Here is a 22,564-nt window from a genome sequence, read left to right as displayed (position 1 = left end):
CTTGCATGCACAGGGCAACTTACCAGGTGTACTTAAACGCATGCGCGAGAGGATGATTATCGAACTGAATGTGTATCGACCCGGCCGAAAGTTCGACCGGGTCACCAAAGCCAAACCGCAACGCTATCCAGAACGCCGACTCCGACGACCGCCAACCCTAACTTAACGGCATTAGGGTCAGAGTCGAATTGTTCATTAACATTCTCACTATTTACGATAATTCGACTCTGACCCTAATTATCTCGAACGCAATTGCTCGATAAATTGACTCTGACCCTAATTAGCTTGAGCGTCATTGCTTGGTGTTGAGGCTGATCCTGCTTGTCTCTCGCCGGCCCGCTGGCTGCTGCAGTGGATGAACAGGCGTCACAGGGCATGAGGCGAGGTGGCTTGCGCTTTGGCTGGAGTCGCTGGGATACCATTGTGTCGATTCCACCCCTGAAACGCGACAGCACATGGCTTTGGCCGAGAGAATGCGGGCATGGGCGCGCAAGATGAAGTGTGATGCCGTCACCCTCTGGTTCGGCTGCAGGCATGCCGACACCCCGGTGATGGTCAAGCTGCTTTGCGTACTTGTCGTTGCCTACGCATTGAGCCCGGTCGACCTCATTCCGGACTTTATTCCCATTCTGGGTTACCTTGACGAGGCCCTGTTGTTGCCCTGCCTGATCTGGATAGCCATCAAGCTGATGCCGTCTGCCGTTCTTGACGAATGCAGGGGCAAGGCGATCGAGTGGATGGCGAGGGAAGGGCGCCAGCCACGGAGCCGGTGGGGCGTACTGCTGGTCGCGTCGGTATGGATACTGGCCTTGTGGGCAGGCTGGACGTATCTGCTCCAGGCTTGCTTCTGAACCAGGTGTTTGCTTGCGCGGCTAGATGCCGCGCCATATGGACCTTGCAGATCGACCTGCATCGATCTCAAGCGCCTCGGCCCCGTTATTGTCCGGGAGGCGGCTGCCAGAGTTCGACCTTGTTTCCCTCTGCATCGAGGACCCAGCCGAACTTCCCGTACTCGGAATCCTCGGTGTTCTCCAGTACGCGGCAGCCTTCGTCGCGCAAGGCCTGGAGCAGGGCGGCCAGGTCGTCGACCCGGTAGTTCACCATGAAGGACGAGGTGCCCGGGGCGTAGTGCTGGTTGTCGGCCGCTCCGATGGACCAGACGGTCGTCCCGCCAGTCGGATGGCCGGCGTCGTCGGTCCAGGTGAATGCCGCGCCACCCCAGTCCTGCACGTCGATGCCCAGGTGCCGCTTGTACCAGGCGCGCAGCGCCACAGGGTCCTTCGCGTGGAAGAAGATGCCTCCGATACCAGTAACCCGCTTCATGTGCATCTCCGATCTGGACAGTGTTCGCGCGTGCTTGCCGACGCCTGCCGGCATTATCAAATAGTTGTTTCAGTTTAGCAAACTGGAAGCCCGGTCCGGTCCAGTTGCTTGGTGAGCGCATACCGCGCTCCGCCCGGAGGAAAACCTTCCAGGCGGCTGAAGATGGCATAGCCCAGCTTTTCATAGAAGGGCAGGGCCTGGAAACTGAAGGTTTCCAGGAACGCCCGTGCGCAGCCGCGGCGCAGCGCTTCCTGCTCGGCTTCCCGCATCAGGCTCGTTCCCAGCCCGTGTGCGCGCAAGGCGTCCGGCAGCCAGACCACGTGCACCTGCAGCCAGCCGAGATAGGTGGAGCCCACCAGCCCGCCGACGATGTCCTTTTCCTTGTCGCGCACCGACACCACCAGGTAGCGCGGGGTGTCGCCGTCCGCCCGCGAGGCGTTGTAGTCGGTCAGGCCGGCGACGATGAAGTCCATGTCCTCGGGATTCACGTCGGATTCGACTGCGATGGCAAACTCGTCTTTCATGCGCGCTATCCTCAGGCAAGGCAATGAACCGGGCTGGTTCAGCGGGGGGATGTCCCTTCCACGATCGCGCCCCGGTACAGCGCGTCGGTGATGCGTTCCTGGAACCGGGCTTCGGACGAGAACCGGCCCGGCTGCAGGTCCGGATTGGCGCCGACCCCGCTGCTCACATAGATCATGCCATTCCTGGTGCGGGGATCGAAGGCGAACAGGGCGTTCAAGCCCCACGACCAGCCGAGATGGCCGACGCCCGTGAAGCCGCCGCCCTCGACCAGCCGGTCGCCGCTGGCGCGGCCGTTCCTGGTCGTGCTGGCGTCGAGGAAGTGCTGGTTGCCGAGTCCCCAGGCATGGTACAGGCCATGAAAGCTGTCGCTGTCGCCATTGCCGTTCTTCCGGTCCAGGGTCCACTGCCGGCTGAACATCGTGGCGATGGTTTCCGGCTCGAGGATCTGCCGGTTGCCGTGGCGGCCCTCGTTCATCAGCATCAGCATGATGCTGGCCAGCTCGCCCGTGGAAATGCGCAGGCTGCCCTGCGGCCCGAAGAGCGTGCCGTTGGTGCCGATGACGTAGTCGTCCAGGCCGTTTGGCGCGGCCGGCGCCTGGACGCCGAAATCGTCCGACTGCGCCACCCACGGGCCCTGCGGGTCCCAGGCTTCGTCGCCATCCTTTTCCCGCTTGCGGTACAGGGTGGCGACATCCTTGATGCTGGCCGGTGCGAAGTCAAGCAGGTAGAAGCCCGCCTTCAGTCCCATCGGATCGAAGACCAGGCGCCGCATCAGGCGGTCGAAGCGCTCGCCGCCGGCGCGCTCCATGATGGTGGCGATGATCCCCGAGTTGAAGTTCGCGTAGTCGAAGTAAGCCCCTGGCGGCGCCGTCTTCGACCACGCCTTGCCCTGGCCGTAGAAACGCCCGCCGGGCAGCAGCACCTCTTTCAGGTTGACCTGCGGCTCCCACTTGAAGCCGCCTTCGTCGCGCAGCGAGGAGGTATGGCTCAGCAGCATGCGCAGGCTGATCGGCTGCGCGGGGAAGTGCGGATTGCGCAGGCGGTAGCCGAGATAGTCGCTGACATCGGCATCGAGCGCCAGCCGTCCCTGTTCGACCAGCTTCATGGCGCCCAGGGTGGTGACCAGCTTGGAGATCGAGGCGACGCGGAACAGGGTGTCGGCGTCGAGCGGCTGGGCCGGCGCGTTGGCCGTCGCCAGCCGCTTGCTGCCCAGATGCCGGCTGTAGACGATCTCGCCGTGGCGCAGCGCGACCACCGACAGGCCGGGCAGCGGCATGGCGGGATCGTTGACGATGGCTTCCAGTTGCCGCGTGAGGGCCGCCGCCTGCTGTTCGGGCAAGGGGGCGGCACTCGGGTGGGTCGACAGCATGGACAGGGCGAGCAGGGCGGACAATGGTTTCATGGGATGTACGGATGAATTTGCACGATTATCCATCCTGGAAACGCGCTGCCGCAATTCCTGGCGGGTTTTTTCGCCTGTCCATGCGCGCCAGGCCGGCGCGGGGAGCTGCCCGCGTCATGCCGCCTGCGCCAGCGCCAGCGCGTCGGCGCCCGCCGGGAAGCGCAGCCGGGTCGTGGGCTCGGTCGCGGCCCGCCAGACGGCTTCGGCCACGTCGCGCTCGCGCGTCACCGCGGCCGGTTCGGCGAAGGCGGCCAGGACCGACTGCGCGTAGGCTGCATAGGCCTCGGGAATGCGTCCCTCCATGCGCGTTCCGCTATTGCTGGCGAAGCGCGTGGTCGGTCCATAACCCGGTTCGACCAGCTTGACGCGGATGCCGAAGGACGCGAGCTCGAAGGCGAGCGAGGCGCTGAATCCTTCGATCGCCGTCTTGCTGGCCGTGTACACGGCGACCAGCGGCATCGGCGCCAGGGTCGCGCTCGACGTGACGTTCACGATCACGCCCGCCTTGCGGGTGCGGAACTGGGGCAGGACCGCCTGCGTCATCGCCATGACGCCGAAGGTATTCGTGTCGAATACCTCGCGCACCAGGGCCATCGGCGTGGCCTCGAAGGCGCCCAGCAGCCCGATGCCGGCATTGTTGACGAGCACGTCGACCGGACCGCAGGCCTCGAGCAGGGCCGCGATGCTTTCCGGCCTGGTCACGTCGAGCGCCAGCACGCGCAGGCGCTCAGAACGGGGAAGGAGATCGTGGCGCGGCGTGCGCATGGTGGCGATCACTTGCCAGCCCCGGGCAAGAAAGTGGCGGGCGGTTTCCAGGCCATAGCCGGACGAGCAGCCGGTAATCAGTACGGTGTTCATTGCTTGCTTCCTCGTGGTGTCGATACCCGTCACGATAGCGCCAGACGGCAGGACGATCTATAATCAAGAATCCGGATTTCGTTTGCAATCGTCCAGCCATGATCGATCCCCTTTCGGAAGTCATCACGCTGCTGCGGCCGCGCACCGTGCTGTCGAAGGGCATCGGCGGGGCCGGCCGCTGGGGCGTGCGCTACGCCGCCTTCGGCCATCCGGGCTTTTGCACCATCCTCGAGGGCAGCTGCCGGCTGGAGGTCGAGGGCGAGGCGCCCCTGGTCCTCGGGACGGGCGACTTCGTCCTCCTGCCGACCACGCCCGGCTTCACCCTGAGCAGCCTCGAGCCGGGGATCCCCATCGACATCGATCCGGCATCGGCGCCCGAACCGGCGGACGAGGTCCGCCATGGCGGCCAGGAGGGGCCTCCCGAGGTGCGCCTGCTGGGCGGGTACTTCGTGTTCGGTTCTCCCGACGCCTCCCTGCTGGTGTCCTTGCTGCCGCAACTGGTCTGCGTGCGCAATGCGGCGCGGCTGGCGCTGCTCGTGGGGCTGGTGGACGAGGAAGCGCGCGCGCGCAAGGCGGGCCGCGAGCTCATGCTCGCGCGGCTGGTGGAGGTGCTGCTGATCGAAGCGCTGCGCACGACCTCCGGCGCCGGCGCGCCGCCGGGGCTGCTGCGCGGACTGGCCGACGCGCGCCTGGCGCTCGCGCTGCGCGCGATGCACGGCGACCCCGCGCGGGCCTGGACCATCACCCAGCTGGCGAAGGAGGCTGCGCTGTCGCGCTCGGCGTTTTTCGAGCGCTTCACCCGCGCCGTCGGCCTGGCGCCGATGGAATACCTGCTGGCCTGGCGGATGGCGATCGCGAAGGGCCTGCTGCGCCGCCAGGACAGCGCGCTCGGCGACATCGCCGAACGGGTCGGCTACAACTCGGCGAGCGCCTTCAGCACCGCGTTCAGCCGGCATGTGGGCCTGCCCCCCGGCCGCTACGCGCGCGCAGGAAGCGGCGACGAGGGCCACCGGGCCGTATTCGGAAACATCGAAGTGCCGGGCAAATAAGCCTGGGGATAGTGCTCCCCAGCTTTTTACGGCCGAGTGTGCTGCACCGCACACATGGCGCCAATTGCCGAATTGTGCGCGCCGGGCGCTGGGCTAGAATCGGCTGGCTTGACCCTTCGATACGAGGTTCCATGCACCGCAAGCCCTTATCCATCGCCTTCATCATCCGCGATCCCTTGCCGCCGATCCGCGCCGACGTACTCACCCTGTTTGGCGTGGAAATGCCGCGCTATGGCGTCGCCACCTCGCTGGTCGGCCAGTCCGGCAGCGACGCCCAGGCCCCCTGGCAGGCCGGCGGCATGTACCCCGTCGGCAGCCTGAAGAGCCGCTTCGCCAGCATCGCCTCGCCGCTGTGGGACCTGCTGGGGCTGGTGCGCGCCTGGCGCCGCGCGCGTCCCGACTGCATCCAGGTGCGCGACAAGATCGCTTCCGGCCTGGTCGGCAGGATGGCCGCCGCCGTCCTGGATGTGCCCTTCGTTTACTGGATGTCCTTCCCGATCGTCGAAGGCTTCGAGGTGCGGCGCGACGAGATCGGGCGGCGCGGCAAGGGGCTGAAGTGGCTGGCGCACGCCCTCCGCGCCGCCGCCTCGCGCTTCGTCATCTACCGCCTGGTGCTGCCCGGCGCGCGCCACATCTTCGTCCAGAGCGACGCCATGGCCGCCTGGCTCGCGGCCCAGGGTGTCGACCGCCAGCGCATGACCGCGGTGCCGATGGGCGTGGACGCCGAGCTGTTCGACCGCTCTCACATCGAGCCGGCCCGGGATGCGCGCCTCGACGGGCGCCGGGTGATCATCTACCTGGGCCGCATCGCGCAGTCGCGCAAATCCGGTTTCCTGCTCGATGTCGTCGAAGAGTTGCGTTCAAGCATGCCCGAGGTGCTGCTGGTGATCGCCGGCGACGCCCCGTCCAGGGATGAAATGGCCTGGATGCGCGCCGAGATCGCGCGCCGCGGCCTCGAGCGCCACGTGCTGCTGACCGGCTGGCTGCCCCAGCGCAGCGCGCTCGGCTATGCGGTGCGGGCCGAGGTCGGGCTGTCGCCGATTCCGCGCGGCACCTTGTTCGACGTGGCCTCGCCGACCAAACTGGTCGAATACCTGGCGCTTGGCATCCCCAGCGTGGCCAACGACATTCCCGACCAGCGCCTGGTCATCGACGAGAGCAGGGCAGGGCTGTGCGCCCCGATGGAGGCCGCGCCCTTCGCCGCCGCCGTGCGCCGCCTGCTGGATGAGCGCGGCCTGGCTGAAGAGTTCGCGCAACGTGGCCCAGCGTACGTAAAAAGCCACCGCACCTATGCTATTCTGGGTCGAATTGTTGCAGAAACATACACAAACATCCTGCATGACAAGTACAAGAAGTGATCGCCGATGTGGACCTACTCCCTGAAACTCTCGCTGCGCTCGCTGGCCCGTGAGCTGGCGCGCAACCTGTGGGGGCGGGTGCTGGTCTATCCGGTCCTTGCGCGCAACGAGCGCTCATCGGCCAGCCTGAATGCCTATATCGCCCGCCGCGCCCGCGCCTTGCGCGTCCCGGCGCCGCCGGACGGCACCCGGCTCTCGCATGTCGGTCCGGGCGCGCGGCTGCTGGCCAAGCAGGAGCTCAGGCAGCATCCGGAACGCTTCGTGCGCCCGCGCAAGCTGGGCTCGCTGATCCGGAATACCATCAAGACCAGCGGCACCTCGGGTTCGCCGCTGACCCTGGTGCAGACGCTCGGCGCCGTGATCCGCGAGGAGGGTTTCGTGTACCGCCAGCTGCGCTGGATCGGCTACCGCCACGGCCAGCGCCGCGCCTGGATCCGCGGCGACATCGTCTGCGACGAGCAGCCGCGCGATGGCCGCTACTGGTGCCGCGACTGGATCGGCAACATGCTCATGATGTCGTCCTACCACCTGTCGAGCGCCACCATCGGCGCCTATGTCGAGGCGCTGGAACGCTTCGACCCGGTCGTGATCCATGCCTATCCGTCCTCGATCGCCGCCATCGCCAACTGGCTCAACGCCGCCGGCCGCAGCTACCAGGGGCGGGCGCTGCGCGGGGTGATGACCTCCTCGGAAACCCTGGAACCCGATGTGCGCGCCGCCGTCAGCCGGGCCTTCGGGGTCACCGTGTTCGACTGGTACGGCCAGGCCGAGCGGGTCTCGGCGATCGGCACCTGCGAGCACGGCAACTACCACCTGCTGACCGATTACGCGGCCGTCGAACTGCTGGCCCGGGAAGAGGGCGCCTGCGAACTCGTGGGCACCAGCCTGAACAACCCGGCGATGCCGCTGTCGCGCTACCGCACCGGCGACACCGTGATTCCCGGCGCGCCCGAGCCTTGCCCCTGCGGCCGGGTGTTCCCGACGGTCAAGGCGATCGTCGGACGCCAGGAAAAGATCATCACCCTGCCCGACGGCCGCATCATCGCGCGCCTCGACCGCATCTTCCAGGGCCATGACCGCAACCTGGTCGAGGGGCAGGTGCTGTATCACCGGAATGGGCGCTTCACGCTCAGGGTGGTGACGACGGACGGCTTCGGGCCGGCCGACGAGGCCGCGCTGGCCGAGAAGTTCCTGTTGCGCGTTCCCGGCGTGCCGGTGGCGGTGCAGCGCGTGGCGGCCATACCACGCGGACCCAACGGAAAGTTCGAATTCATTGCACTAGATGCATAAAACATGCGCACAATCAGGGAATGCATGATGTATGATCGAAATATTGTCCCTTTTATAAGAGCGTTACTGCTATGAAAAGGAATCGGAGACACTTGACCAGTGGAGGCCGTGGATGAAGTCCACGGCGCCACGGGTACTCATGGTCGGCACTTCGCTCGGCGGCAAGGGCGGGGTCTCGGCGGTGGTATCCGTGCTGCGCGACGACGGCCTGTTCGAGCGCGAGGCGGTGCGCTATGTCGCCACCCATGTGGACGGCAGCCGTTTCGCCAAGGCGGGCGGCGCACTGCGCGGCTTCTGGCAGGCCGCCCGGGCCTGCTTCCCGAACCATCCCGCCATCGTCCACGTGCATGCGGCCTCGCATGCGAGTTTCCTGCGCAAGTCCTTCGTCCTGCTGCTGGCCCGCCTGGCCGGCTCGCACACCATCTTCCACCTGCACGGCGGCGGCTTCCGCCGGTTCGCCACGCAGGAAGCCGGCCCGCTGCTGCGGCGCTGGATCCGCCACACCCTGGAATCGAGCTCGGTCGTGATCGCGCTCTCGAGCGGCTGGGCCGAGTTCGTGCGCGAGTTCGCGCCGCGCGCCAGGGTCGAAGTGCTGCCGAACTCGGTGCCGCTGCCGCCCCCGCCCGCAGGCGAGGGTGAGCCGGGCCGCATCCTGTTCCTCGGCCGGCTCGAGGCCGCCAAGGGCATCGCCGAACTGCTCGAAGCGGGGGCGCTGCTGGCGCCGCGCTTTCCGGAGCTGCGCCTGGTGTTCGGCGGCGACGGCGACCTGGATGGCGTGCGCCGCCGCGCGGCCGAGCTCGGCATCCTGGAGCGTATCGAGCTGCTCGGCTGGGTCGATGCGCGCACCCGCGACGCCCAGCTGGCCCGCGCCTGGGTCTTCTGCCTGCCTTCGCATGCCGAAGGCGTGCCGATGGCGATGCTGGAAGCGATGGCGGCCGGCCTCCCGGTCGTGGTCAGCGCCGTCGGCGGCATTCCCGAAACGATCAGCGATAACGCCGACGGCCTGCTCGTGCCGCCGCGCGACCCGGCCGCCCTGGCGGCCGCCCTGACACGCGTGCTGGGCGATGCCGCCCTGCGCGCCCGGCTGGCGCATGCTGCGCGCGCCAGCATCGAACGACACTACTCGGCAGAAGTAGTATGCGGCCGCCTGGCCGCGCTGTATAACCAACTAGCGGGGGAGAGATGAACGGAACGGTACGCATGGTCTGGCTGGTCAACCGGCTGCGCTGCATGTCGGTGGCGGAGCTGGGTTACCGGGTACGGCAGGCGGCAGCCACCAAGCTGGGAAGGCGCATGACAGGACGGCAGGCGCCGCCCCCGCTACCGCGCGCCCTGACCCTGGCGGTGAAGGGGCTGCCCCGCCTGGACCCGCCCGAAGCCGAGGCCCTGCTGCTGGACGCGGAACGCATCTGCGCCGGCCATGTCGTGCTGTTCGCCGAACGCCGCTTCGATGTCGGCGTGCCCACCGTCTGGAACCGCGACCCCGAGACCGGCGTCACCGGCCCCTCCGTCTACGCCGGCGACCTGTCGATCACCAACCGCGACATGGTCGGCGACATCAAGCATGTATGGGAACTCAACCGCCACCTGCACCTGGTGCGCCTGGCCCAGGCCTGGGCCCTGACGCGCGAGGTGCGCTGGCTGCACGCGCTCGCGCAGCAGCTGCGCAGCTGGCTCGACCAGTGCCCGCCGCTGACCGGTCCCAACTGGACCAGCTCGCTCGAACTGGGGATCCGCCTGATCAACTGGAGCCTGGTCTGGCAGCTGGTCGGCGGTGAGTCGGGCAGCCTGTTCGCGGGCGAATCGGGGCAGAGGCTGCGCGCCGACTGGCTCGACAGCATCCACGCCCATTGCCGCACCATCGCGCGCCACCTGTCGCGCCATTCCTCCGCCAACAACCACCTGATCGGCGAACTGGCCGGGCTGTACGTGGGCGCCAGCACCTGGCCGTGCTGGAAGGAGTCGAGCGAGTGGCAGCAGCAGGCGCGTAGCGAGCTCGAGCACGAGGCCGTGGCCCAGTATTCGCGCGACGGCGTGAACCGCGAGCAAGCCTTTGCCTACCACATGTTCTCGGCCGAATTCCTGTTCGTCGCCGGCCTGCTGGGCCAGGCCAGCCGCCAGCCGTTCTCGCGCGGCTACTGGGCATCGATGCAGCGCGCGCTGCGCTTCCTGCGCTCGGTGCGCGACGCCGGCGGCCACGTGCCGATGGTCGGCGACGCCGACGACGGCTGCGTGTTCCGCCTCGACGCATCCGGCCTGGACCGCGCCGCCCAGCTGCTGGCGCTGGGCGACACCGTGTTCGGCGGCCAGGCCGCCCAGCATCCGGGCGTGAGCTGGCTGCTGCACGCGCTGCCGGGCGGACGGCCCGACTGCGATCCGCACGAAGCCGACACCGGCTGGGCCTTCCCGGACGGCGGCTACCTGCTGTTCGGCAACCACTTCGGCGAGTCGCGCGAGATCAAGGGCATGCTCGACTGCGGCCCGCTCGGCTACCTCGGCATCGCCGCCCACGGCCATGCCGACGCGCTCGCGCTGAGCCTGTCGGTGGCGGGCGAGGAATGCCTGGTCGATCCCGGTACCTTTTCCTATTGGCAGGAGCAGAAGTGGCGCGACTATTTCCGCGGCACCTCGGCCCACAACACGGTGCGCATCGACGACCTCGACCAGTCGGTCTCGGGCGGGCGCTTCATGTGGCTGCGCAAGGCGCGCGCCAGCATCGAGCGCATGCCCAGCTCGCCCCACGAATTCGATTTCCGCGGCTCGCACGACGGCTACCAGCGCCTGGCCGACCCGGTGCGCCACGTGCGCAGCGTGCGCTTCGACGGCGCCACCAATACCCTGGTGGTGCGCGACGAAGTGGCGGCGCGCAAGCCGCACAAGGTCGAACTGTTCTGGCATTTCGCGCCCGAGCTCGACGTGCGCCTGTCCAGCCAGGGGCTGTCGGTGCGCGGCAAGCGCTTCGTGCTGCAGATGCAGGCGTCCGGCGCCAACCTGCACCTGGAACTGGTGCGCGGGGCCGAGAATCCGCCGCTGGGCTGGTATTCGCGCACCTACGAATCGAAGCAGCCGTGCGAAGTTCTGCGCATCACGACCGTATCGTCCGCCGTCCCGGTCGAATGCAGGTTTACAATAACGTTTTTTAATGACAAATAATTAAGGGAAGTGCCATGCTGATTTACCTCGTTGCCGGTGCCCGTCCGAATTTCATGAAGATCGCGCCGATCGTCCGCGCCCTCCAGGCGCAGCAGGCGCTGTCCTTCAAGATCATCCACACGGGCCAGCACTACGACCGCGAGATGAACGACGTCTTCTTCGAAGAGCTCGGCATCCCGCAGCCGGACGTGTTCATGGCGGCCGGCGGCGGCAGCCATGCGCAGCAGACCGCCAAGATCATGGTCGCCTTCGAGGAGCTGTGCACGGCCGAGCGTCCGGCTGCGGTGCTGGTGGTGGGCGACGTCAACTCGACCCTGGCCTGCTCGATCGTGGCCAAGAAGCTCAATATCCCGGTGGCCCACGTCGAGGCCGGCCTGCGCAGCGGCGACATGGCCATGCCGGAAGAAATCAACCGCCTCGTCACCGACAGCATCTCGGACTGGTTCTTCGTCACCGAGCCGTCGGCGGTCGGGCACCTGCGCCGCGAAGGCAAGCCTGACTCCGCCGTGCACTATGTCGGCCACGTGATGGTCGACAACGTGCTGTACCAGGCCGACAAGCTGGGCCGCGCCGACAGCGCCGGCTTCGAGACCAGCGGCTACAAGCAGGAGCGCCAGGCCAGGGGCCAGCGCTACGGCGTGGTGACCCTGCACCGCCCGAGCAATGTCGACGATCCGGAAACCTTCACCCGTATCGCCGGCGCCCTCAAGGAGATCGCGGGCGAGCTGCCGCTGATCTTCCCGGTGCACCCGCGCACCCGCGCCAACATCGAGAAATTCGGCATCGACCTGGGCCCGAACGTGACCCTGGCCGGTCCCCAGGCCTACATGGCCTTCCTCAACCTGTGGAAGGACGCGGCCGTGGTGCTGACCGACAGCGGCGGCCTGCAGGAAGAAACCACCGCGCTGGGCGTGCCCTGCGTGACGATCCGCGAGAACACCGAACGCCCGGTGACGGTCGACGAGGGCTCGAATGTCCTGGCCGGCACCGATCCCGCCGCCATCGTGCGCGAAGCCCGCAAGGTGCTGCGCGGCGAAGGCAAGCAGGGCCGTCGTCCCCACCTGTGGGACGGGAAGGCGGCCGAGCGCATTGTCGCCATCTTGTCAAGGGAACTTGCATGAATGAACGTATCACGTTGATGGGCTGCCAGATCGACAACTTGTCGATGGAAGAGACCCTGGGAAAAATCGACGGCTTCATCCAGTCTGGACGACCCCACCAGCACGTGGTGGTGAATGTCGACAAGCTGGTGAAAGCCAGTCGCGATCCCGAGCTGCGCCGCATCATCAACGAATGCGCGCTCGTCAACGTGGACGGCATGCCGGTGGTGTGGGCCTCGCGCCTGCTCGGCCGGCCGCTGAAGGAAAGGGTGGCCGGCGTCGACCTGTTCGAGGCGCTGATGCGCCGCGCCGGCGAGAAGGGCTGGCGCGTGTTCCTGCTCGGCGCACGCGAGGAAGTGGTCGGCAAGGTGGCCGAGACCTACCAGCGCAAGTACCCGCGCCTGGCGCTGGCCGGCTACCGCAACGGCTACTGGAATGGCGAACACGAGGAAGCCGAGGTGGCGCGCCAGATCCGCGACAGCCGGGCCGACCTGCTGTTCGTGGCGATTTCCTCGCCCAAGAAAGAACAATTTCTCGGCAAGTACCAGGCCGAGATGAAGATCCCCTTCGCGATGGGGGTGGGCGGCACCTTCGACGTTGCCATCGGCAAGGTCAAGCGCGCCCCGGTCTGGATGCAGAAATCCGGACTCGAATGGTTTTACCGGTTCCTCCAGGAACCGCGTCGCATGTTCCGCCGCTATTTTATCGACGACATGGCATTCATCTGGCTGCTCATCAAGGAAGCCGCCAGGGGCAACAGATAAGACAGGGATGAGAGCGGCCGCAGAAGCCGCCTGACGAGAACAGCATGAACCGGACCGGTGCGGCATCGCCGCCTGCTCCGGCATGGGCCAGTTGTGGGGTGGGCGGCTTGACCGCCCACGCGGTGATGGTTGCAAGCGAGATCATCGAACCCGGTATCGGCGCCGATGGCGATCGACGCGTGGACAGCAGAGCCGCCTCGGCGGCCCCGTCCACCCTGCGCATTCCCACGTCGTGGCGAGAGGCCCGACGTACAACGCCAACGTGGCGACGCCAGCGCGTCCCACGCCGGCGGATCTATCCATTTTTCGAAAATACAGAGAGCGAAAGACATGAAAATTCTGGTTACTGGCGGAATGGGCTATATCGGTTCGCATACCGTCGTCGAACTGCAGAACGCCGGCTACGACGTGGTCGTGGTCGATAACCTGTCCAACGCCCACGCGTCGGTACGGGATCGGGTGCAGAAGATCACCGGCAAACCCTTCGAGCTGGTCGAAGCCGACATCCGCGACCGCGCCGCGATGGAAGCCGCGTTCGCGGCCCACAAGGTCGACGCGGTGATCCACTTCGCCGGCCTGAAGGCGGTCGGCGAATCGGTGGCGCAGCCGCTGCGCTACTACGACAACAACGTCAACGGCAGCGTCATCCTGTTCGAGACGATGGCCAAGTTCGGCGTGACATCGCTGGTGTTCTCGTCCTCGGCCACCGTGTACGGCGACCCGGCCTCGGTGCCGATCCGCGAAGACTTCCCCTTGTCGGCCACCAACCCCTACGGCCGCAGCAAGCTGATGATCGAGGACATCCTGCGCGACCTGTCGAAGGCGGAAGCCGGCTGGCGCATCGCGCTGCTGCGCTACTTCAACCCGGTCGGCGCCCATGCCAGCGGCCTGATCGGCGAAGAGCCGAGCGGCATCCCGAACAACCTCGTTCCCTACATCGCCCAGGTCGCCAACGGCCAGCGCGAGAAGCTGTCGGTCTTCGGCGGCGACTACGACACCCCGGATGGCACCGGGCTGCGCGACTACATCCACGTGGTCGACCTGGCGATCGGCCACGTCAAGACCCTGGACCGCCTGGCCAGGGGGCCGGGCCTCGTCACCTACAACCTCGGTACTGGCCACGGCAACAGCGTGCTGGAAATGGTGCGCGCCTTCGAGGCGGCCAGCGGCCGCAAGATCCCGTACCAGATCGTCGACCGCCGCCCGGGCGACGTGGCCAAGTGCTACGCCGACCCGGCCAAAGCCAGGGACGAGCTGGGCTGGGTCGCCGAGCGCGATGTCGCCCAGATGTGCGCCGACGTGTGGCGCTACCAAACCACAGCCAGATAAGCTAAAGGACGCTCGCATGAAAGCCATGATTCTCGCCGCAGGCAAGGGCACCCGGGTACGCCCGCTGACCTACGACCTGCCGAAACCGATGATTCCCCTGCTGGGCAAGCCGGTGATGGCTTACCTGGTGGAACACCTCAAGAAACACGGCGTGACCGAAATCATGGTCAACGTCAGTTGGCTGCATGACAAGATCGAAGAATATTTCGGCGAGGGCGAGCAGTTCGGCGTCCAGATCGGCTACTCCTTCGAGGGCTATACCAAGGACGACGGCGAAGTCGTTCCCGAGCCGATCGGTTCGGCCGGCGGCATGAAGAAGATCCAGGAATTCGGCGGCTTCTTCGACGACACCACGATCGTGCTGTGCGGCGACGCGCTGATCGACCTCGACCTCAAGGCGGCGCTGATGGAGCACCGCCGCAAGGGGGCGATGTGCACGGTCATCACCAAGGAAGTGCCGTGGGATAAAGTTTCCTCATATGGCGTGGTGGTGACCGACGCCCAGGGCCGGATCATCGAATTCCAGGAAAAGCCGGAGCAGGACGTGGCGAAATCGAACTTCATTTCGACCGGCATCTATATCTTCGAGCCGGAAGTGATCGACCTGATCCCGTCGGGCAAGCCGTTCGACATCGGTTCCGAACTGTTCCCGCTGCTGGCCGAGCGCGGCCTGCCGTTCTACGCCCAGGGCCGCCCGTTCAACTGGCTCGACATCGGTACAATGAGCGACTACTGGGAAGTGCTGCAGACCGTGCTGACCGGCGAGGTCAACCACATGGACGTGCCCGGCATCCAGATCCAGCCCGGCGTCTGGGTCGGCCTGAACACCAGCATCGACTGGGAAGGCACGATCATCGAAGGACCGGTCTACATCGGTTCCGGCGTGAAAGTCGAAGCCGGCGCCCGCATTGTCGGTCCGACCTGGATCGGCCACGGCAGCCATATCTGCGAAGGTGTGGAAATCGTACGCAGCGTGCTGTTCGAGTACACGCGGGTGTTGCACGATGTAACATTGCATGAAATGATAGTTTTTAAAGAGTACAGTGTCGACCGCAAGGGCGAAATGAAGCATGCCTCGGAGTACACGTCCGAAGAGTGGCTCAACGCACGCGACCGGCGCCGTTCCCGGCGCAAGGAAATCGCCAGTCAAAATAACTACGAGTTCGAGAAAGAGAAAGCAAGCGCATGAAAATCTATCCAGTCATCCTCTCCGGCGGCGCCGGCACCCGTCTCTGGCCGCTGTCGCGCGCGGTGCTGCCGAAGCAGTTGCTGCCGCTGGTGGCCGACAAGACCATGCTGCAGGAAACTGCGCTGCGCGTGGCCGGCTGGCCGGGGTTGATGGCGCCGCTGGTGGTGTGCGGCAACGATCACCGCTTCATGGTGGCCGAGCAGCTGCGCGAAGTCGGCATCACGCCGCTCGGCATCCTGCTCGAGCCGGTCGGCCGCAACACCGCGCCGGCGGTGGCGGCCGCCGCCCAGTACCTGAAGGCGATCGACCCGGAAGCGCTGATGCTGGTGCTGCCGGCCGACCACGTGATCGAGAACGGCGCGGCCTTCCGCGAAGCGGTCGAACGCGCCACCACCCTGGTTTCCCAGGGCGCGCTGGCGACCTTCGGCATCGTGCCGAAGACCCCGGAGACCGGCTACGGCTACATCCGCCGCGGCGAGCAGGTGGCCAACTGCGGCGATTGCTACAAGGTGGCGCGCTTCGTCGAGAAACCCGACCTGGCGACCGCCGAGGGCTTCCTGGCCGAGGGCGGCTACTACTGGAACAGCGGCATGTTCATGTTCCAGGCCGAGCGTTTCCTGGCCGAGCTGGAACAGCATGCGCCGGCGATCGCCGCTTCCGCCCAGGAAGCGATGAAGGCGGCCTACCGCGACCTCGATTTTTGCCGCCTGGACGAGGCCGCGTTCTCGGCCTGCCCGTCGGATTCGATCGACTATGCGGTGATGGAACACACCCGTGACGCGGCCGTGGTGCCGGCCGACATCGGCTGGAACGACGTCGGTTCCTGGTCGGCGCTGTGGGAAGTCCAGCCCAAGGATGGCGAAGGCAATGCCCGGCGCGGCGACGTCTACCTGGACGGCGTCAGGAATTCGCTGGTGCGCGCCGAAAGCCGCATCGTGGCCGTGGTCGGCGTCGAGGACCTGGTCGTGGTCGAGACCCAGGACGCGGTGCTGGTCACCCACAAGAACCAGGTGCAGCGCGTCAAGCAGGTGGTCGAACACCTGAAGTCGAAGGCGCGCACCGAACACCTGCACCACACCCGGGTCTACCGTCCGTGGGGCCACTACGAAGGCATCGATGCGGGCGACCGCTTCCAGGTCAAGCGCATCACGGTCAAGCCGGGCGAGAAACTCTCGCTGCAGATGCACCACCACCGCGCCGAGCACTGGGTCGTGGTCTCGGGCACCGCGCGCGTGACCTGCGGCGACAAGGTCAGCCTGCTGTCGGAAAACGAGTCGACCTACATTCCGATCGGCATGAACCACCGCCTGGAAAACCCGGGCAAGCTGCCGCTGCACATCATCGAAGTGCAGTCGGGCAGCTACCTCGGCGAGGACGACATCGTCCGCTTCGAGGATATCTACAAGCGCTCCTGAAAACGGCGCGGGGAAGGGGTGCGCAGCCCAGCGGCGGCTGCGCGGCCGTTCGCCCGGCTGCTTCAAGCGTGCGTGGCGCGCGGCGGGCAAGGCATACAATGATCGTCCCCTGAACCGAGCGAGGGATGCATGATGAAGACGATCATTGCGGCGGGCGCCATGGCGGCCGCCCTGGCAGGCTGGGCGCCGCCGGCACAGGCGCAGGGCACGCCCCTGCTGGACTTGACCCTGTACGGCCAGCTCGAACGCTGGCTCGGGGCTGGACCGCTATTTCTGGAAAACGTCTACACGCGGCAGGCGGGCGACGATTCGCTCGACTTCCACGCCGCGGCCGATCACCAGGGCAGCACCTTCACCTTGATGCGCGTCAGCGACAATGAAGGCGGAAGCTGGCTGGTCGGCGGTTACAACCCACGCAGCTGGACCTCGATCGGCGACTGGAACGTCAGCGAGCGCGACTGGCAGCGCACGGCCTTCATCTTCAACTACACCGATCCGGCGGTCTACCACCAGGTGCCGACCAGCTATATCCTGCCGAGCCAGGGCGCGCGCCAGACCTATAACGCGTCCGACCACGGCCCCGTCTTCGGCGCCGGCCCGGACCTGTACGTGAACGACCGGATGGATACGGCGATATCCTGGCAACTTACCTACGGCAACCCCGAGAATGTGGGCTTCAGCATCATCGACGGCAGTCAACAAGGCCAGTTCATGCACCTCGACGCGCTCGAGATCTACTCGATCGCGCTGATTCCCGAGCCGGGCGCGGCCGGGATGCTGGCGGCGGGCCTGGGCGTGCTGGGCTGGGTGGGCTGGCGCCGGCGCCGCCAGGCGTAACGGGGCGCTCGACCCGGCTGTGGCATGATGGACGGGAGCCTTGCGCTCCCGTTTTCATGAACCAGACCGATCCATGACCCTGAACCTCCGTGCCCGCATCCTGTCGTTCCTGGCGTTCCTCTGCATCGCCGGCGTTTTCCACTCCTCCGATGCCGCGGCCGCGCTGCGTCCCGAGCAACTGGCGATCGTCATCAACGACGAGGATCCGAACAGCGTGGCGGTGGGCGAGTACTACCGCAAGCGGCGCAATATCCCGGCCGCCAACGTGGTGCATGTGCGCATACCCGGCAAGCCCCAGCGCCTCAACCTGGCGCGCTTCCGCGAACTCAAGGAAGAGATCGACGGCCAGCTCGGTCCCGGGGTGCAGGCGGTGCTGATGGTCTGGACCGCGCCCTATGCGGTCGACTGCAATGCGATCACGGCCGCCTACAGCCTCGGCTTCGACGCCGGCCAGTGCGCCAGGACCTGCGCCGCCGGCCGGCCGAGCCCTTATTTCAATGCCAAATCGACGGCGCCGTTCGACGAGCACGGCATGCGCCTGTCGATGCTGCTGCCGACCGAGTCGGTGGAACAGGCCAAGGCCCTGGTCGACCGCGGCGCCGCCGCCGGTTTCCGCACCGTGCCGGCCACCGCCTATTACCTCAGCACCTCGGAAACGGCGCGCAACACGCGCACCGCCTTCTTCCCGCCGGCGGGCCGCATCAAGGCGCGCCGCCTGACCACCAGGGTGATGAAGGCCGACGTGCTGGAAGGCGCCAGGGATGTCATGATCTACCAGACCGGCATGGCCCAGGTCGCCAAGCTGGACACGCTCGCCTTCGTGCCGGGAGCGCTGGCCGACCACCTGACCTCGATGGGCGGCGACCTGCTCGGCACTTCCCAGATGAGCAGCCTGCGCTGGCTGGAAGCGGGCGCCACCGCCAGCTACGGCACGGTCAGCGAGCCCTGCAACCACTGGCAGAAATTCCCGAATCCGGCCGTCCTGCTGCGCCATTACCTCGGCGGCGACACCGCCATCGAAGCCTACTGGAAGAGCGTGGCCTGGCCCGCCCAGGGCTTGTTCATCGGCGAGCCGCTGGCCGCGCCTTATCGCAGCCGACGCTGATCCAGCTCAAACTTTCCTGCGTTTTTCGCGCACGATTGATCCGAACGGATCAATCGGTGGTCATCATGTTGTCAATTTGCGCATTTACTATGCATTTTGCTAACGATTCTGGCAAAACTTTCTACGCGCGATAACAACAGGAACCCCATGACCTCTCTCGCATCCACGCCATTCCCGCGTCGCAGCTTATTGGCCACCTCCCTGGCCACCCTGTTGGCCGGCCTTGCCGCGTCCGCCTGTGCGGCGCCCGGTCCCGTCGTCATCAGCCAGGTCTACGGCGCCGGTGGCAACGCCGGAGCGGCCTGGAACCGCGACTTCATCGAACTGTTCAACCGCAGCGGCGCGCCGGTCAGCCTGGGCGGGAAGAGCGTGCAGTACCAGTCCGCGACCGGCACCAGCTGGAACAGCACCGCGCTGCCGGCGGTGACCCTGCAGCCGGGCCAGTATTTCCTGGTGACGGGCGCCGGCGGCGCCAATGGCAGCGAGGTCGGCGCGGCGGACCAGACCGGCACCCTGAACCTGTCGGCCACGACCGGCAAAGTCGCGCTGGCCGGCATCGCGACCTCGATGACGACGGCGGAAGGCGAGGCGGTGATCGACATGGTCGGTTTCGGCACCGCGAACCGCTTCGAGACCGCGGTGGCGCCGGCGCCTTCGAACACCAACGCCATCCATCGCGCCGGCCTGGGCTGCGTCGACACCGACAACAATGCGCTCGACTTCAGCGCCGGCCCGGTGGCCGGTCCGCGCCGCGCCGCGTCCCCGCCGAACAGCTGCGGCGGCCCGGTGGTGCTGCCGATCGTCGCTTCCTGCCCGGCCGGCATCCAGACCGAGCAGGGCAGTGCGGGCCGGGCCGACATGTCGGCTATCGACGGTGACAGCATCGTCGACAAGGCCACGATCGTCGCCGGCGGCGTGCCGGGCATCGGACTGTCGAACTTCATCGGCGCCGCTGCGGTGGGCGGCAGGGCCGAGGCCAGCCTGGAGGTCGGCGCCGGACTGGCGGCCGGCAAGTATCCGGTCAGGATCGAGTTCGGCAACAACGATGGCCAGGTCGCGAGCTGCACGGTGAACGTGAGCGTGGCCGGCGCGCTGACGATTCCCCGGATCCAGGGGCCGAACCCGGCCAGCGCCTATCACGGCGCGGTCATGGCGACCGAAGGCGTGATCACCGCCAAGGTGGGCAGCGGCTTCTTCATCCAGGACCCGGACGGCGACGGCGATGTGACGACCTCGGACGCGATCTTCGTGTTCGGCGCTGCGACGGACGCCGTGGTGGGGGACCGGGTGCGGGTGGTCGGCACCGTGGACGAGTACCGCCCGAGCGGCGCGACCCGCACTTATACCGAACTGAAGGACGTCACCTCGGTGAGCAAAATCAGCGGCGGCCACCGCATCGCGCCGACCAACATCGGCCTGCCGGACGACCTGGCCCGCTACGAAGGCATGCTGGTGCGCTTCACCACGCCGCTGACCGTGAACCAGAACAAGTACCTGGGCGAACGCGGCGAACTGACCCTGGCCTACGGCCGCCGCGAGAACCCGACCAACCGCTACCCGGCCGGCTCGCCGGAAGCGGCCGCGCTCGCGCAGCAGAACGCCGCCAACGAAGTGGTGCTGGACGACGGCATCTTCACCACGCCGCCGACCATTCCCTTCCTGGCGGCGGACGGCACCGTGCGCGCCGGCGACACCGTCAGCGACCTGACCGGCGTGCTCGACTTCGGCGCGATCGGCGGCGGCGGCGCGGCCTTCAAGCTGCAGCCGACCGAGACCCCGGTGTTCTCGCGCACCAACGAGCGCAGCGCGCCGCCGCCGCTTGCCGCGGGCAACGTCAAGGTCGCCAGCGCCAACGTGCTGAACTTCTTCACCACCTTCACCGACGGCCGCGACGCCTGGGGCCGCAGCGGCCAGGGCTGCACCATCGGCAACCGCACCAGCGCCGCCGAATGCCGCGGCGCCGACAACACCGAGGAATTCATCCGCCAGCGCGACAAGATCGTGGCCTCGCTCAAGGCGCTGGACGCGGACGTGGTCGGCCTGATGGAAATCCAGAACAACGACGACATCGCCGCCGGCTACCTGGTCGAGCAGCTCAACAAGGCGATCGGCGCCCCGGCCTATGCGGTCGTGCCGAAGCCGGCCGCCACCGGTACCGACGCGATCCGCGTGGCCATGATCTACAAGCCGGCGGCCGTGAAACTGGTGGGCGGCGCGCTGTCCGACGGCGACGCGGTCAACAACCGTCCGCCGATGGCCCAGACCTTCAAGGCGAACAACGGCGCCAGGTTCTCGGTGATCGTCAACCACCTGAAGTCGAAAGCCAGCTGCGGCGGCGCCGGCGCCGGCGACACCGATCCGGGCAACGGCCAGGGCTGCTGGGACCTGGCCCGCACCAACCAGGCGAAGCGCCTGGCGACGTACTTCGTGCCGCAGGTGACGGCGGCGGCGGGCGACCCCGACGTGCTGGTGATCGGCGACCTGAATGCCTACGCCTTCGAGAACCCGATCAATTACCTGACCGGCGCCGGCTTCGTCAACCAGATCGAGCGCTACGTGCGCCCGCACGGCATGCCGTACTCCTACGTCTTCGACGGCCAGTCCGGCTACCTCGACCACGCGCTGGCCAGCAGCTCGCTGCATCCGCAGGTGGCGGGCGCGGCCGAATGGCACAACAACGCCGACGAGCCGGAAACCATCGACTACAACCTGGGCGACACCCCGACGGATCCGTTCGTGACCAATGCCTACCGCGCCTCCGACCATGACCCGGTCGTGATCAGCCTGAACCTGACGCCGACCTTCCTCGATGCCACCGGCTCGGTCAAGCTGACCGTGGGCGGCTTCAGCATCAACCGCCTCACCGGCAAATACACGGGCAGCGTCACCATCGCCAACACCAGCGGCAAGCCGCTCAGCGGCCCGCTGCACCTCGTCCTGCAGGGCCTGCCGGGCGGCGTCAGCCTGGACAACCGCAGCGGCGAGCAGGGCGGGGCGCCTTACCTCACCCTGCCGCAGGCCGCGATCGCGGCCGGCGCCTCGGTGACCGTCTCCACCACGTTCAGCAATCCGTCGAAAACCAGCATCGTCTACACGCCGAAGCTGATGTCCGGCACGTTCTAAGGAAACCGCCATGTTCAACATCCAAGCACTCTTCCTGCGCGCCCTGCTGGCGCTCGCCATCGCCAGCGGCGCTCCGGCCGCGCTGGCCGGTCCGATCTACCGCGTGTCGGTCGACACCTCAGCCTTCGCCGGCAGCACCGGCTTCCTCGACCTGGGCCTGAACGGGCGCGGCGACGTGGCCGGCTTCGCCCATGTCGACAACTTCACGGGCGACTTCCTGGCCGGCAGCCTCACCCTGGGCGGCGCCAGCGGCGATATCGTGAATGGCGTGAAGCTGCGCAATACCGAGGAATGGAACTTCTTCGACCAGCAGGTGAACTTCGGCGGCCTGTTCAGCTTCGACGTGCGCATCGAGGTTCCCGAAGGCGAGCATGGCCTGCTGTTCAGCGTGGCGCTGTTCAACGACGCCATGGACGCCTACCTGGGCGCCGCCGACAACCTGTTCACGATCGATGTGGCGCCGGGCCTGCCGGCCGTGGTCGAGGTCGTGGCCAGGGACCTGGTGAACCATACCGAGATTCCGGAACCGTCGGACTGGCTGCTGCTTGCCACCGGACTGCTGCTGATCGGCTCGACCCGCCGTTTCCAGCTGCGCCGCTGAGACGCCTCCACGGGTACTGATCCATGCCGAAAACACCTGCCTAAGGGCAGGTGTTTTCATTTGTATCATTTATTCACGAATTGTCTTAATTCTGAACAGAAATTGTATTGTTCAGCTGGCATGGCTTGCGGCATAGTCGGACC

At 66.9% G+C, this 22,564-nt stretch carries 19 protein-coding genes; 15 read left to right on the top strand and 4 right to left on the bottom strand.

The window, feature by feature from the left end:
• The first annotated feature begins 455 nt into the window (after positions 1-455).
• Positions 456-851, top strand: a complete 396-nt coding sequence (locus H162_RS0111140) for a YkvA family protein (protein WP_020653548.1) — start codon at positions 456-458, stop codon at positions 849-851.
• 85 nt (positions 852-936) lie between these two features.
• On the opposite strand, the gene H162_RS0111135 is transcribed toward H162_RS0111140, so the two are convergent.
• The 4 genes from H162_RS0111135 to H162_RS0111120 all read right to left on the bottom strand — a co-directional run bounded on the left by H162_RS0111135 (position 937) and on the right by H162_RS0111120 (position 4,108).
• Entirely contained in the window at positions 937-1,323 is a 387-nt protein-coding gene (locus tag H162_RS0111135) for a VOC family protein (RefSeq protein WP_020653547.1), read from the bottom strand.
• Between the two features lie 74 nt (positions 1,324-1,397).
• Positions 1,398-1,847, bottom strand: a complete 450-nt coding sequence (locus tag H162_RS30625) for a GNAT family N-acetyltransferase (RefSeq protein WP_020653546.1) — start codon at positions 1,845-1,847, stop codon at positions 1,398-1,400.
• Between the two features lie 38 nt (positions 1,848-1,885).
• Positions 1,886-3,250, bottom strand: a complete 1,365-nt coding sequence (locus H162_RS0111125) for a serine hydrolase domain-containing protein (RefSeq protein WP_229452021.1) — start codon at positions 3,248-3,250, stop codon at positions 1,886-1,888.
• A 114-nt stretch (positions 3,251-3,364) separates the two neighbouring features.
• Positions 3,365-4,108, bottom strand: coding sequence for an SDR family oxidoreductase (locus H162_RS0111120; protein ID WP_020653544.1), 744 nt, complete (start codon positions 4,106-4,108; stop codon positions 3,365-3,367).
• Positions 4,109-4,206: 98 nt separating this feature from the next.
• Between H162_RS0111120 and H162_RS0111115 the strand changes: the two genes are divergently transcribed.
• From H162_RS0111115 to H162_RS0111050, 14 genes are all read left to right on the top strand, one after another.
• Positions 4,207-5,157, top strand: coding sequence for an AraC family transcriptional regulator (locus tag H162_RS0111115; protein WP_020653543.1), 951 nt, complete (start codon positions 4,207-4,209; stop codon positions 5,155-5,157).
• 131 nt (positions 5,158-5,288) lie between these two features.
• Positions 5,289-6,515, top strand: coding sequence for a glycosyltransferase (locus tag H162_RS0111110; RefSeq protein ID WP_020653542.1), 1,227 nt, complete (start codon positions 5,289-5,291; stop codon positions 6,513-6,515).
• Positions 6,516-6,521: 6 nt separating this feature from the next.
• Complete coding sequence (locus tag H162_RS0111105) at positions 6,522-7,805, top strand: phenylacetate--CoA ligase family protein (protein ID WP_020653541.1); 1,284 nt, start codon at positions 6,522-6,524, stop codon at positions 7,803-7,805.
• 112 nt (positions 7,806-7,917) lie between these two features.
• Positions 7,918-8,991, top strand: a complete 1,074-nt coding sequence (locus H162_RS0111100; RefSeq protein WP_156885561.1) for a glycosyltransferase family 4 protein — start codon at positions 7,918-7,920, stop codon at positions 8,989-8,991.
• The gene (locus tag H162_RS0111095) at positions 8,988-10,958 is read left to right on the top strand and encodes a heparinase II/III family protein (RefSeq protein ID WP_026354517.1); all 1,971 of its coding nucleotides are present in this window, start codon (positions 8,988-8,990) and stop codon (positions 10,956-10,958) included. Before H162_RS0111100 ends, H162_RS0111095 begins: the two co-directional genes overlap by 4 nt.
• 14 nt (positions 10,959-10,972) lie before the next feature.
• Positions 10,973-12,079 carry a non-hydrolyzing UDP-N-acetylglucosamine 2-epimerase gene (wecB, locus tag H162_RS0111090; RefSeq protein ID WP_020653538.1) on the top strand — a complete coding sequence of 369 codons (1,107 nt, stop codon included), beginning with the start codon at positions 10,973-10,975 and terminating at the stop codon, positions 12,077-12,079.
• Entirely contained in the window at positions 12,076-12,822 is a 747-nt protein-coding gene (locus H162_RS0111085) for a WecB/TagA/CpsF family glycosyltransferase (protein WP_026354516.1), read from the top strand. Before wecB ends, H162_RS0111085 begins: the two co-directional genes overlap by 4 nt.
• A 330-nt stretch (positions 12,823-13,152) precedes the next feature.
• Positions 13,153-14,151, top strand: coding sequence for a UDP-glucose 4-epimerase GalE (galE, locus tag H162_RS0111080; RefSeq protein ID WP_026354515.1), 999 nt, complete (start codon positions 13,153-13,155; stop codon positions 14,149-14,151).
• Positions 14,152-14,167: 16 nt separating this feature from the next.
• Positions 14,168-15,340: a nucleotidyltransferase family protein gene (locus tag H162_RS0111075; RefSeq protein WP_026354514.1), complete on the top strand. Its 1,173-nt coding sequence runs from the start codon at positions 14,168-14,170 to the stop codon at positions 15,338-15,340.
• The gene (locus tag H162_RS0111070) at positions 15,337-16,755 is read left to right on the top strand and encodes a mannose-1-phosphate guanylyltransferase/mannose-6-phosphate isomerase (RefSeq protein ID WP_020653534.1); all 1,419 of its coding nucleotides are present in this window, start codon (positions 15,337-15,339) and stop codon (positions 16,753-16,755) included. Before H162_RS0111075 ends, H162_RS0111070 begins: the two co-directional genes overlap by 4 nt.
• Before the next feature lie 129 nt (positions 16,756-16,884).
• Positions 16,885-17,592 carry a PEP_CTERM-anchored TLD domain-containing protein gene (locus H162_RS0111065; protein WP_020653533.1) on the top strand — a complete coding sequence of 236 codons (708 nt, stop codon included), beginning with the start codon at positions 16,885-16,887 and terminating at the stop codon, positions 17,590-17,592.
• A 73-nt stretch (positions 17,593-17,665) separates the two neighbouring features.
• Positions 17,666-18,697 carry a TIGR03790 family protein gene (locus H162_RS0111060; protein ID WP_020653532.1) on the top strand — a complete coding sequence of 344 codons (1,032 nt, stop codon included), beginning with the start codon at positions 17,666-17,668 and terminating at the stop codon, positions 18,695-18,697.
• A gap of 147 nt (positions 18,698-18,844) precedes the next feature.
• Complete coding sequence (locus H162_RS0111055) at positions 18,845-21,820, top strand: ExeM/NucH family extracellular endonuclease (protein ID WP_026354513.1); 2,976 nt, start codon at positions 18,845-18,847, stop codon at positions 21,818-21,820.
• Between the two features lie 10 nt (positions 21,821-21,830).
• Positions 21,831-22,421, top strand: a complete 591-nt coding sequence (locus tag H162_RS0111050) for an NF038129 family PEP-CTERM protein (RefSeq protein ID WP_020653530.1) — start codon at positions 21,831-21,833, stop codon at positions 22,419-22,421.
• Positions 22,422-22,564 lie beyond the last annotated feature (143 nt).

Origin of the sequence: Massilia niastensis DSM 21313 (genome assembly GCF_000382345.1) — a bacterium.
In the GTDB taxonomy this organism is placed as follows: domain Bacteria; phylum Pseudomonadota; class Gammaproteobacteria; order Burkholderiales; family Burkholderiaceae_D; genus Telluria; species Telluria niastensis.
This window is presented reverse-complemented; position numbering and strand designations above follow the sequence as displayed.

Coding starts and splice junctions, on each gene's coding strand:
- H162_RS0111140 (WP_020653548.1), top strand. CDS start 456: ATGGCTTTGGCCGAGAGAATGCGGGCATGGGCGCGCAAGATGAAGTGT.
- H162_RS0111135 (WP_020653547.1), bottom strand. CDS start 1,323: ATGAAGCGGGTTACTGGTATCGGAGGCATCTTCTTCCACGCGAAGGAC.
- H162_RS30625 (WP_020653546.1), bottom strand. CDS start 1,847: ATGAAAGACGAGTTTGCCATCGCAGTCGAATCCGACGTGAATCCCGAG.
- H162_RS0111125 (WP_229452021.1), bottom strand. CDS start 3,250: ATGAAACCATTGTCCGCCCTGCTCGCCCTGTCCATGCTGTCGACCCAC.
- H162_RS0111120 (WP_020653544.1), bottom strand. CDS start 4,108: ATGAACACCGTACTGATTACCGGCTGCTCGTCCGGCTATGGCCTGGAA.
- H162_RS0111115 (WP_020653543.1), top strand. CDS start 4,207: ATGATCGATCCCCTTTCGGAAGTCATCACGCTGCTGCGGCCGCGCACC.
- H162_RS0111110 (WP_020653542.1), top strand. CDS start 5,289: ATGCACCGCAAGCCCTTATCCATCGCCTTCATCATCCGCGATCCCTTG.
- H162_RS0111105 (WP_020653541.1), top strand. CDS start 6,522: ATGTGGACCTACTCCCTGAAACTCTCGCTGCGCTCGCTGGCCCGTGAG.
- H162_RS0111100 (WP_156885561.1), top strand. CDS start 7,918: ATGAAGTCCACGGCGCCACGGGTACTCATGGTCGGCACTTCGCTCGGC.
- H162_RS0111095 (WP_026354517.1), top strand. CDS start 8,988: ATGAACGGAACGGTACGCATGGTCTGGCTGGTCAACCGGCTGCGCTGC.
- wecB (WP_020653538.1), top strand. CDS start 10,973: ATGCTGATTTACCTCGTTGCCGGTGCCCGTCCGAATTTCATGAAGATC.
- H162_RS0111085 (WP_026354516.1), top strand. CDS start 12,076: ATGAATGAACGTATCACGTTGATGGGCTGCCAGATCGACAACTTGTCG.
- galE (WP_026354515.1), top strand. CDS start 13,153: ATGAAAATTCTGGTTACTGGCGGAATGGGCTATATCGGTTCGCATACC.
- H162_RS0111075 (WP_026354514.1), top strand. CDS start 14,168: ATGAAAGCCATGATTCTCGCCGCAGGCAAGGGCACCCGGGTACGCCCG.
- H162_RS0111070 (WP_020653534.1), top strand. CDS start 15,337: ATGAAAATCTATCCAGTCATCCTCTCCGGCGGCGCCGGCACCCGTCTC.
- H162_RS0111065 (WP_020653533.1), top strand. CDS start 16,885: ATGATGAAGACGATCATTGCGGCGGGCGCCATGGCGGCCGCCCTGGCA.
- H162_RS0111060 (WP_020653532.1), top strand. CDS start 17,666: ATGACCCTGAACCTCCGTGCCCGCATCCTGTCGTTCCTGGCGTTCCTC.
- H162_RS0111055 (WP_026354513.1), top strand. CDS start 18,845: ATGACCTCTCTCGCATCCACGCCATTCCCGCGTCGCAGCTTATTGGCC.
- H162_RS0111050 (WP_020653530.1), top strand. CDS start 21,831: ATGTTCAACATCCAAGCACTCTTCCTGCGCGCCCTGCTGGCGCTCGCC.